At 51.5% G+C, this 11,556-nt stretch carries 10 protein-coding genes; 4 read left to right on the top strand and 6 right to left on the bottom strand.

Translation table 11 applies throughout. The features are described 5' to 3' along the window. The 3 genes from ACN0S4_RS04500 to tldD are packed head-to-tail and all read left to right on the top strand — an operon-like array spanning window position 1 to window position 6,213. Complete coding sequence (locus tag ACN0S4_RS04500; protein ID WP_417656503.1) at window positions 1–3,984, top strand: YhdP family protein; 3,984 nt, start codon at window positions 1–3, stop codon at window positions 3,982–3,984. Continuing rightward, complete coding sequence (locus tag ACN0S4_RS04495; RefSeq protein ID WP_417656502.1) at window positions 3,869–4,765, top strand: carbon-nitrogen hydrolase family protein; 897 nt, start codon at window positions 3,869–3,871, stop codon at window positions 4,763–4,765. The genes ACN0S4_RS04500 and ACN0S4_RS04495 overlap by 116 nt, the downstream gene beginning before the upstream one ends. After that, window positions 4,762–6,213, top strand: coding sequence for a metalloprotease TldD (gene tldD, locus ACN0S4_RS04490; protein WP_417656501.1), 1,452 nt, complete (start codon window positions 4,762–4,764; stop codon window positions 6,211–6,213). Before ACN0S4_RS04495 ends, tldD begins: the two co-directional genes overlap by 4 nt. Here the strand turns inward: tldD and yjgA are convergent. Then, window positions 6,210–6,722, bottom strand: a complete 513-nt coding sequence (gene yjgA / locus ACN0S4_RS04485; RefSeq protein ID WP_417656500.1) for a ribosome biogenesis factor YjgA — start codon at window positions 6,720–6,722, stop codon at window positions 6,210–6,212. The genes tldD and yjgA overlap by 4 nt on opposite strands. A gap of 150 nt (window positions 6,723–6,872) precedes the next feature. On the opposite strand from yjgA, the gene pmbA reads away from it, so the two are divergent. After that, window positions 6,873–8,186 carry a metalloprotease PmbA gene (gene pmbA, locus ACN0S4_RS04480; protein ID WP_417656564.1) on the top strand — a complete coding sequence of 438 codons (1,314 nt, stop codon included), beginning with the start codon at window positions 6,873–6,875 and terminating at the stop codon, window positions 8,184–8,186. Here pmbA and mgtE read toward each other — a convergent pair whose 3' ends face one another. The 5 genes from mgtE to hpf all read right to left on the bottom strand — a co-directional run bounded on the left by mgtE (window position 8,187) and on the right by hpf (window position 11,537). After that, window positions 8,187–9,545 carry a magnesium transporter gene (mgtE, locus tag ACN0S4_RS04475; protein WP_169930544.1) on the bottom strand — a complete coding sequence of 453 codons (1,359 nt, stop codon included), beginning with the start codon at window positions 9,543–9,545 and terminating at the stop codon, window positions 8,187–8,189. Between the two features lie 100 nt (window positions 9,546–9,645). After that, window positions 9,646–9,924, bottom strand: coding sequence for an HPr family phosphocarrier protein (locus tag ACN0S4_RS04470; protein ID WP_417656499.1), 279 nt, complete (start codon window positions 9,922–9,924; stop codon window positions 9,646–9,648). 2 nt (window positions 9,925–9,926) lie between these two features. Continuing rightward, on the bottom strand, window positions 9,927–10,772 hold the full coding sequence (gene rapZ / locus ACN0S4_RS04465) for an RNase adapter RapZ (protein WP_169930542.1): 846 nt from the start codon (window positions 10,770–10,772) through the stop codon (window positions 9,927–9,929). A 17-nt stretch (window positions 10,773–10,789) separates the two neighbouring features. Then, complete coding sequence (ptsN, locus tag ACN0S4_RS04460; protein ID WP_169930541.1) at window positions 10,790–11,245, bottom strand: PTS IIA-like nitrogen regulatory protein PtsN; 456 nt, start codon at window positions 11,243–11,245, stop codon at window positions 10,790–10,792. 4 nt (window positions 11,246–11,249) lie between these two features. Beyond that, window positions 11,250–11,537, bottom strand: a complete 288-nt coding sequence (hpf, locus tag ACN0S4_RS04455) for a ribosome hibernation promoting factor (RefSeq protein WP_169930540.1) — start codon at window positions 11,535–11,537, stop codon at window positions 11,250–11,252. Window positions 11,538–11,556: the final 19 nt, after the last annotated feature.

Here is an 11,556-nt window from a genome sequence, read left to right as displayed (position 1 = left end):
ATGTGGCGGCTATCAGCACGTTGGGCTTACCGAACACTTCTCTACAGTGTCGCTACTGCGCTGGTGCTGTTTGCTGTGCTGCTGACAATTCTGCGTTACTTGTTACCGCAACTCCCTGATTTAACCACCCAAGCTGAAGCCTTTGTGCAGCAACAATACGATGTACAGGCAACCATTGGTAGATTAAGTGCTGATTGGCGTACCAGTGGACCTCAACTAGTACTGCACGAGCTCGCTATTCAATCATCTTCGCAACAAGCCACAAGAGTGCAACTGCCCGAAGCTCGGGTTCATTTGAATTTTTGGGATAGTTTGCGCACTTGGACGCTGCAGTTTGAACAAATCACCCTCGCTGACGCCAAGTTTACCTATGACTTGCGCGACGTGTCTGGAACCGAAGGATTACCGACCAATGAACTGATTCCGCGCTTGTTGCTGAACCAACTCGATTTAGTAGTCATTGAAGATAGCACCGTCGAGCTGATCAATTTGGTGGGCGTTCAGCGCGTGATTGAAATTGCGCGATTGAGTTGGATGAATGATGGCTCCAAACACCAAGGCACTGGGCAATTGCGTATTGCCGACTTTACTGAGAACACTCTCGATATTGTGATTGATATTGAAGGGAACGACTTGCAGGCTCTTGCGGGACAAGTGTATGTGAATGCCGAGAATCTCGACATCACTCCGTGGTTGCAACAACAAGTCATTGATACAGAAATTGAAACCGCGGAATTTAACTTTACCTTGTGGCTCAACTTTGCGGATTCGACCTTTAATGACGGCAGTCTCCAACTCGGTCGCAATGCATTGCGGTGGCGAGTGGATGATCGTGATCATCGATTGGTCATCCCTGCCGGCCTGCTCAAGCTCAATCCTATTACCAACGGCTGGTTGGTGAATAGCAATCCAATTACTGTGCAGCACGATGATTCCAGTTGGCAGCTACCATCGTTTAGTTGGCAGCGTGATGCGGCAGGGCAGGCAATCAGTATTGAAGCAGCTCCTTTGGCTGAACTCGCGCAACTGCTCACCATCACCGGGAGTGCGGGTGCCGTCCTAAGTGATGATTTGGCTGCTCGTCAGTTAACTGGCCGAGCTGATGTGGTTGCTCACTTTCCCATCAACGAATCCCCACAGTGGTGGTTAAGCAGTGACGATCTCAGCTGGCAAGAAGCGGCGGGCATTCCAGGCCTCACCGGTGTGAATGTGGAATTATGGGGACAGGGCTTTGGCGCTGGCTCAAGTGTGCAGTGGCACTTATTCGGCACCGACAGTGCCATTCGTAGCGAAGCATTGAGTGTCTCAGAGGCATGGCTGTTACCGCGCATCGATACGCGCGGGGAACTCAGTTTCAATAATGCAGAGCAAACGCCTCAGTGGCGGCTGCAGATCGACTCATCGAGTCGCATCGAGTTACCCGGTTTACCGCTGCGCCTACAGGGCGCCATTGAGCCCCGAGACGACTCGATTTATGTCGATTTAGCGCTACACAGCACGAATCAAGAATCAATGGATGTGTCGGCACTGCGTGGCAATCTCCCAATAGTAATGGGCGGCAATCTGCAAGACTATCTTTCGACTGCAATGGTAGAAGCGCAGGTCGATGACCTCGCCATGGTATGGCGCGGCAAGCTGAGCGACTTTCCTTATGTTGATGGTAGTGGGATCTTTCAAGCGCGTACACGCCTCGAACAGTTAACCTATCAATTCCGCAGCGAGTGGTTGCCGCTGACTGATAGCAGAACCATTGTCGATTTTCATAATGAGCGGATGCATATCGCTGCCACCGGCAGCCGATTGGGGAATATGCAGTTGCCCATTGTGCATACCCGCATTCCCAATTTGATTGCAGACATTCCCGAGTTGGTGATTGATGCAGAAATCAGCGGCGCAGCTCAGGAACTTCAACCTGTATTTGCTGAGAGCCCGTTGGCGAATAGTCTGGGCACCACCTTTACCCAACTGAAATTAGCTGGACCATTGAACGGTGAGCTGAAGCTCACCATTCCTCTTAAAGGTGGTGGTAATGTTGTGGCCGAAGGCTATGCCAACTTGGCGGACAATGATTTGTTTGTCGAACCGCTGCAACAACAATTCCGAGACTTGAATGGAGTAGTACGATTTCGCAATGCAGAAATTGAAAGTGAAGACTTACTCTTTAGTTGGCTTGGGCAGATTGTTGAAGGTGATCTTAACGGTGCGCCAGACGGTGAGGATTACCGCGTCGACCTGGGGCTTACCGGCACATGGCAGAATTTTGATAGCGACCTCGTTTCTGGTGTGTTCGACTGGACCGGACGTCTGCAACTGGTATTAGAGCCCGAGGCGTATTCATTCAACTGGCAACAGCGATCTGATTTAGCCGCGCTTGAACTCGAGTTGCCGACACCACTTCGCAAATCAAGTGATGTGGCTATACCTTGGCAGTTACAGATATCCGGTGGAAACGACTCCATTTTGATTAACAGCCAGTATGGCGACCAAGCGTTATTGGAGTTGCAGCTTGACGGTGCCGCGACTGAGCTGCAACAGGGCTTTTTGCGCGTCGGCGAAGGCGTGCCGAGTGAGCCAAATCCCAATACCTTGCGCTTGAATCCGAACTTTATGGTCGAAATTGGTCATGATGAAATCGTGTTGGAGGATTGGATTGACACCATAGCGGCATTCGCTGAATTAGGTGAGCAAGCACCAGCAGAGGGACGCGAACGCTATCGCTTCCTCCGTCCTGACTATATTGAAGTAGTGACGCCAGCCTTTCAGTTCGGTGACCATCAGCTGAGTAATTTCGACGGGATTTTGTGGCCAACCGATGAGGGTTGGTTGTTTCGTGCCAATGCCGACCAAGCGCAACTGGAAGGTAGCTTGATGGCAAGCGCCGAGGCGCCGCTAGCGGTCACCATCAGTGCGGATTATCTCGAATTGGAGCCTCCCGTAAAAGCTATCGCCGAAGCCGTAGATGAAGAAGTGGAATCGATAGCTGAAGTTGATTTGCGCAAGGTGCCGCAGATTGATTTTAGCTGCCAACGTTGTCGCTACGGCGAATATCCCTTAGGTGAGGTCGCTTTTTCGGTAGCGCCTGATTCAGCCGGTCTGCGAGTTAGCAACTTACGCATTGCGAACAATGGTCATGTGTTGACCGCTACCGGTTTGTGGCAACAAGGTGAGAGCATTGACACGCTCACGCGGATGGAAGGTAATTTTAGTAGCGATGACTTGGGTGCATTTTTAAGTGATTACAATATCACGACCATGGTGCAAGACAGCCCAGCTAGCATGGACTTTGATTTGAGCTGGCAGGGCGCGCCAGACGCCTACAACCCAGAAACATTGAACGGCCAAGTCGACTGGCGGTTGGGCCAGGGTTACTTGAACGAAGTGAGCGATGGTGGTGCACGAATCTTCTCACTACTGAGCCTGGAAGGAATTCTTCGCAAACTGCGCTTTGATTTCCGAGATGTGTTTGCCAATGGGCTTTTCTACACATCGTTTGGCGGCACGTTTGCGATTGAAAATGGGTTGGTGCGAACCGACAATACGGTCATGAACGGTTCAGCCGGTGATATGGATGTAGCAGGGCAAACCAATTTAGTGACGCGCGCCATCGATTATCAACTTTTCTTTGCTCCGAAAGTGACATCGAGCTTGCCGGTTATTCTGGCGTGGATGGTGAATCCGCCGTCTGGACTCGCAGCGCTATTGATTGACCGCATGTTGCAAAACGCGCAAGTGATCAGCCGTCTTGAGTATAAAATCAGCGGAACTATGGATGAGCCTGTTGTCGAAGAGGTTGCACGCTCCAGTCGTGAAGTGACCATTCCACAAGATGAAGAGCCAGCCGCAGAACCCGAAGCTACGGAGGTGAAGGATGACAACAGCATCGACAACACAAGCACCGACAACACAAGCACCGACAAAAAGCCCTCAGCAAGCCCTGCAAGTAACGGCAGTGCAACTGACCAGCCAGGCGGAACCCGCGGCTAATTTCGCGACCATTCGGAAACTATTTGAGCAACTTCCAGCGGCACGTCCGCAATTAGTGGTACTTCCCGAAGCGTGCCTGTGTTTTGGCGCGGGCGACAAACGGCAACGCGAACTTGCCGAGCTGACCGGCGAGGGACCCATGCAAGCCCAGTTGGCCGAGCTTGCGCGTGAGTTTGGCGTGTATTTGGTAGCGGGCACCATTCCTTTGATTGACGATATGGAGCAAGCCAAGTTTAGTGCCGCATCACTAGTTTTCGATCCGCAAGGAACTTGTATTGCACGCTATAACAAAGTGCATTTATTTGATGTGGATGTGGACGATAACACGAAGAGCTACCGCGAATCGGCGTGGACCGAAGCTGGTGATGAAGTCGTGACTGTTACCACGGAGTTTGGCGTATTGGGATTGGCAGTATGTTATGATGTGCGCTTTCCAGAGCTATTCCGAGCACTTCGCGAACAAGGCGCTGATCTAATAGTACTCCCGTCTGCGTTTACCCAAGTAACGGGCGTCGCGCATTGGCATGTCCTGACTCGCGCGCGAGCTATTGAACAGCAATGCGCACTGGTTGCCGCAGCGCAAGTCGGTACTCATGCCAATGGCCGCCAGACGTACGGGCATGCGTTAATAGCGGATGCTTGGGGCAGCATAGTCGCGGAATGTGAGACGCCCACAGAGGGCTTAGCGACAGCGTCTATTGAGCTCCACAAACAACAGCAGATCCGGGCCAATATTCCCGTATCGAAACATTATTCAAGTCGTAAACAGGTGTATAAATGACCCTTTCCAGTCGTGTTGAACAACAACTTTTGCAAGCGAACGGTTTAGACCGCACTGCGCTCGTTGATGCGCTTCAGAGTATGTACAGCGGCACTATCGATTTCGCGGATATCTATTTGCAAAGTAGCGTCAATGAATCCTGGGTACTCGAAGATGGTATTGTCAAAGATGGCAGCTTTCATATCGAAGCGGGCTTAGGTGTGCGCGCTATTCATGGTGAAAAAACTGGGTTTGCCTATGCCGATGATATTTCACCGGCTGCATTACAGAATGCCGCCGCCGCAGCGCGGGGCATTGCAGCTGCCGGAGCACATGGCACCTTACCGCAACTGCAATCGGTAAAAACACCAGAGCGTTATGCAGCAACCAATCCTATTTCGACGCTGAACGAAGCCGCAAAAATCGACCTGTTACGAGAAGTTGATGCCTTCGCACGCAGCCTCGATAAGCGCGTTGTGGAAGTCATTGCCAGCATCAGTGGTAGTTACGATGAAGTGTTGGTAGCTGGCACCGATGGTATTTTTGCCACCGACTCGCGTCCTTTGGTGCGTTTGAATTGTACGGTGCTGGTTGAACAAAACGGCAAGCGCGAGCGCGGCAGTGCAGGTGGTGGCGCGCGGGTTGGCTATGACTATTTCTTTGCCGCAGAAGACAGCCTGCAACCGCGCTGGCAAGACTACGCGAAAGAAGCCGTTCGGCAGGCATTGGTGAACCTCGAAGCGCAAGCCGCTCCAGCAGGTACTATGCCGGTTGTACTGGGTTCAGGTTGGCCGGGCGTCCTCTTACACGAGGCCGTTGGGCATGGTTTGGAAGGCGACTTCAATCGCAAAGGGGCATCAGCGTACTCCGGCAAAATGGGTGAGTTGGTGGCGTCTGAGCATTGTACTATTGTCGACGACGGCACGATTGCTGATCGCCGTGGCTCATTGGCTGTGGATGATGAAGGCACGCCAGCGGGTTACAACGTATTAATCGAGAAAGGCCGCTTAGTCGGTTACATGCAAGACAAACTGAATGCGCGCTTGATGGGCGTTGCTCCGACCGGTAATGGTCGTCGAGAGTCTTATGCACATCTACCGATGCCGCGCATGACCAATACCTACATGCTGGCGGGTGAACATGACCCGAGTGAAATTATTGCGAGCGTGAAGAAAGGTATTTATGCACCGCATTTTGCCGGTGGTCAGGTGGACATTACGTCGGGTAAGTTTGTGTTCTCGGCTTCAGAAGCGTATTTGATTGAGGACGGTAAAATCACTGCACCGATCAAAGGCGCAACCTTGATTGGTAATGGTCCGGAAGCCATGTGCCAAGTATCTATGGTCGGCAATGACTTAGCGTTAGATGCTGGCGTCGGTGTGTGTGGGAAAGATGGGCAAAGCGTTCCCGTAGGCGTCGGTCAACCGACCTTGAAACTCGACGCCTTGACGGTGGGCGGTACGGCTTAGTCGTGAGCGGCGACTTCGCGTAAATATTTAAACAGTTCGCGAGCAGCGGCAGGTGGTTTACCGGTTTGTTGCTGCTTCACAATTTGTCGGTGTAGTTGCCGCAACTTTTGTCGATCTGCCTGCGGATGCGCATCGATAAATTCTTGAATGGCCTCGTCGCCGTTGGCAATGATGGCATCGCGGAATTGCTCTAATTGATGGAAGAGTGCGGTTTGCTGGGAATGTGCTTGCTCTAATTCAGACACTGCAGCTTCAATCGGCGCTGTGTCACGAACACGCATCATTTTGCCAACCAGTTGGCGCTGGCGCCGAAAGCCTTCGCGTTTGTTGCGAATACGCTGGGCCAGCAAAATGGCGTCGAGCAGTTCTTCGTCCAGTGGTATTTTCGCGAGTTTGCCCGCAGGCATGGCAATAAGTTTTTCGCCGAGCGCTTGTTGTGCTTCGGCATCACGTTTTAGTTGCGACTTACTTTGTAGGTCGTCGTCAAATTCATTGAAATCGTCGGTCATGAGACTCTTAGTGAGGTTCGTTCATTTGCCATCATTGTAGCAGTGAATGCCAAACTGAACACCGCGTTATGAATAGAAATGAGGAGATTCCTGTTGTCATCAGTTCAATCAGCTAGCAGCGTTGTTACCAACGCTGAATTACATGAAGAAATGCGTGAAGTCGAGTCTGCAGTTGCTACTGCTCTCGAACAAGCACAAAAGCTTGGCAGTTCCGCGGCGGAATGTGCGATTAGTCGCAGTCGCGGTATCAACGTTGGCACGCGTTTGGGTGAAGTAGAAACGGTTGAATTTAATCAAGATGGCGCGCTCGGTATCACCTTGTATGTTGGTCAGCAAAAAGGCTCAGCATCGACCACCGACCTCAGCAGTAAAGCCATTCGAGCAGCAGTCGAGAAAGCCTTCGATATCGCTCGCTATACCTCACCTGACCCGTTCGCAGGACTCGCACCTGCGGAACTGATGGCGACCGATATTCCTGATCTCGATCTCTGTCATCCAGCCGATCAATCTGCTGACTACGCGCTGGAACAAGCCTTGGCTTGTGAAAATCATGCGCTGCAACTCGACCCACGTATCGTCAATTCAGATGGCGCAGGCTATAGCAGTCACGTGGGTTATCGCGTGTACGGTAATAGCCATGGTTTCCTCGCAGGTTATCTGCAGTCTCGGCATAGCCTGAGCTGCTCATTGATTGCGAAAAGTGGCGACGCCATGCAACGCGATTACAGTTATACGGTTGCCCGTCATAAAGATGACCTGTGGACGCCACAGCAAGTCGCTGAAGATGCTGCACAGTCGACGCTAGCACGCTTAGATAGTCGTAAGATATCAACTGCCAGCGTCCCAGTTCTGTTCCGTGCTGACGTTGCCAATTCATTGTTTGGTCATTTCGTTGGAGCTATCAGCGGTGGCAACCTCTACCGCAAATCGAGCTTCTTACTCGATCATCTCGGTAAACAAGTGCTACCTGACTGGCTCACCATTACCGAACAACCGCATTTGCGTGGTGCACTGGGTAGCAGCCCATTCGATCACGAAGGCTTGGCAACCACCGAAAAGAATATTGTCACCAACGGCGTTTTAGAAACCTATCTAATGACCAGCTATGCCGCCCGTAAGATGCAAATGCAACCGACCGGTCATGCCGGTGGCATTCACACCTGGAACGTCTCTCACGGTGACCAGACACTCGCTGATTTATGCCGAACCATGGGCACCGGTTTACTCGTGACCGAGCTGATGGGGCAGGGCGTCAATCTCGTCAATGGCGACTACTCGCGCGGCGCTGCAGGATTCTGGGTCGAAAATGGTGAAATCCAATACCCGGTCGAAGAAATCACCATCGCGGGCAATCTTAAAGACATGCTGAAGCGCATCGTCGCCATCGGTAACGATGTCGACTTTCGCCACGGCGTGCGCACCGGCTCCGTCCTCCTCGAAAACCTCAAAATCGCCGGTAACTAATTAGCCGAGGAGGAGGGTGGCGGTGCCGAGAAAGGCAAAGATGCCGACCACATCGGTGACGGTGGTGAGGATGACGCCACCGGCTAGGGCTGGATCGATATTGTATTTTTTCAGGATTAGCGGCACCGTGACACCAGCTAAGCCAGCGGCTAGTAGGTTTGCCATCATCGCGAAGGCGATGATTAAACCGATCATGAGATCTTGTTTCCATAGCGCGACCACGCCGGCAATCAGTACCGCCCAAATCACACCGTTCAGTGCCCCAATGGCAAGCTCTTTGCCGATCAGCCAGCGTGAGTTACTCGGGCCGATATGACCCAAGGCCATACCACGAATCACCAGGGTGAGTGTTTGTGAGCCTGCAATGCCACCCATACTGGGGACTATGGTGTTCAAGATGGCGAGGATTGCCATCTGCGCCAAAATGTCTTCGAATAGTGAGCTCACCATGGCGGCTAATAATGCCGTGATCAGGTTGACGCCCAACCAAATAGAGCGGCGACGCGTACTTTTGAGAACTGGGGCGAACGTATCTTCGTCATCATCTAAACCCGCCATACTCAACATCGAGTGCTGAGCATCTTCGCGGATAATATCGACCACGTCATCGATGGTAATACGACCCAGTAGTCGGTTTTCGTCATCGATAACCGGTGCAGAGATCCAGTCTTGGCGCTCGAATAACTTGGCGACTTCGGTTTCGTCCATGTCGACCGGGATACCTTGAATGTCACGGTCCATCACATCTTCAACCAGGCGCGTCGGATCAACGGTCAGCAACCGACTGATACCAATTTCACCAATAAACTTATCTTCGCGACTGACCACATAGAGTTTATCCGTCGCTTCCGGCAATTCGCCTTTCAAGCGCAGATACCGCAGAACCACATCAATGGTGACATCCGGACGCAGGGTAATGGTGTCGGTATTCATCATACCGCCGGCAGTTTCTTCCTCGTACGAGAGCGCTTGCTCTGCACGTTGCCGATCCTGCTCGTCCATCGACTTCAATACTTCTTGATAGACCTGCTCTGGTAGGCCACGTAAAACGTAAGCTAAGTCATCGGTGTCCATGCCTTCGGTCGCGGCAGCCAATTTTTCTGGCGCCATTTGACGGATGACGGACTTTTGAACTTCTTCGGAGAGTTCCTCGAGAATATCACCATGCTCGTCGGCATCGACGAGTTGCCAAATCACCGCACGTGATTTCGGTGGAGAAGACTCAAGGAGTAATGCGATATCCCAAGCTGGGAGATTATGGAGTTGCCGCCGCGCCTGTACGTACATGCCACGGCTCAACGCTTCAGAAACTTCCTGCAAGCGCTGTTCTGTGAACTCTTTTTCGGCGACTTCTAACATGACGAAACTCCCTTTGATATGAGGAGTTTAACCCATTTTACGGGGTTCGTCAGTAAGGGAAAGCGTAAGGAGCGTGCAAGAACCCTGCACGAACTAGAAATTATTGGTCTTCGTCGAACCGGGCTGCAATCAGCGCAGCAATGGCTGCAACTGCGGCTTCTGCCTCTGGACCTTCGGCAACCACGTCAATCACTTTGCCTTGCCCACTAGCGAGCAACAATAGACACATCACACTGGATGCATCGACTTTTTGTTCGCCTTGGACAATCGATACCTTCGCATCGAACTGGTGACTCAGCTTTGCCAACTTAGTCGCAGCACGTGCATGCAAGCCGAGTTTATTGCGAATCGTGACCGTTTCACGGGCTGTATGCGTCATAACTAGCGATTCGCCTCACGATGTTTGACTTGCACTTTAAAGGTTTGGTCGGCGAAGCGTTGGCCCAGCTGTTCGGCAATATACACTGACCGATGTTGCCCACCCGTACAGCCAATTCCAATTGTCAGATAGCTACGATTACTGCGTTGGAAGTGAGGCAGCCAAGTTTCTAAAAAGGTCTCGAGCTGATGAATAAACTTCGTGACCAATGGCTGTTGTGCAAAAAAGTGTTGTACTTGAACGTCAGTGCCACGCAGCGCTTTGAGCTCAGGTTCCCAATGCGGATTCGGCAGAATTCGGGCATCAAAGGCGTAGTCAAGATCCGGCGGTAAGCCGTACTTAAAGCCGAAGGATTGAAAGACCACAATGAGTCGCGAAGCCGCTTTGCCTAACACGCGTTCGCTGACTTGCTCACTGAGTTCATGAATACTGAGCTTACTGCTATCAATACGCCAAGTTGCGCGTTCTGCGAGTGGCTCCAGCAACTTCAACTCTTCTTTCAGCGCGTCACCCAACGGTAGCTCGTGTCGAGATAGTGGGTGCAATCGTCTAGTTTCACCAAAACGGCGCAGTAGCACTGAATCAGAAGAATCAATGTAGAGAATTTCGGGTTTAATTTTGTCCGGCAGAAAGTCGAGCGCGTCAGTCAGCTCGTCTTGTTGATCTGGCAAATTGCGGACATCGACGCTTACGGCAACACGGTCATATTGCTCAATAACGGCATGCACTAGCGTTGGCAGCAGCGTAATGGGGAGATTATCGACGCAGTAAAAGCCTAAGTCTTCAAGGACTCGTAAGGCAATGGTTTTGCCTGATCCTGAGCGGCCTGTCACTATAATCAACTGCATCGCCATCAATCCTTTCGCTACGTTTCACACTGCGTGAAAATTTCAAACAATTCCATGTCACTGGTGGCTTCACGAAGCGCCCGAGTACACTGCTTGTCGTTGAGTCGACCGGCGACGGCAGCGAGTGTTTGCAGGTGTTGTTCGTGTTGATCTTCGGGGACTAGCAACGCAAAAATAATATCGACCGGTTGATTATCAATCGCGTCAAAGTCAATGGGTGCAGACAATGTCATGAGCACGGCGACGGGTTTCGTAGCGCCTTGTACACGGCCATGTGGAATGGCAACGCCAAGCCCAATACCGGTGCTACCCAAACGTTCGCGATTGAGTAAACTCTCAAAGACATCGAAGCCAGTGACACCAGAGCAGCGTCCGGCAGCGAGTTGACCGATGGTTTCTAGAACCTTTTTCTTGCTTGTTCCCGCGACTGCACGACGCGTGCAGTCCGGGGTTAACAATGCGGTTAAATCCATGATGTTAGTGACGTTTCAGCTTTTCTTTATGTTTAATGACTTGCCGATCCAATTTGTCGATCAGCCCATCTATAGCAGCATACATATCTTGGTGTTCAGAATCTGCGAAAATCTCGCCGCCATGTAAGTGGACGGTAGCTTCCGCTTTTTGGGTCAACTTTTCAACATTTAAAATTACATGGACATTGGTGATATGGTCAAAGTGGCGCTCGAGCTTGGCAAATTTTTCATCCACGTAATCGCGCAGTGCTTCGGTAATATCGACATGGTGACCAGTCAAGTTAATTTGCATAACATCTTCCTTCTGTTGT

Origin of the sequence: Pseudidiomarina aestuarii, assembly GCF_048263735.1 — a bacterium.
Classification (GTDB): Bacteria; Pseudomonadota; Gammaproteobacteria; order Enterobacterales; family Alteromonadaceae; genus Pseudidiomarina; species Pseudidiomarina aestuarii_B.
This window is presented reverse-complemented; position numbering and strand designations above follow the sequence as displayed.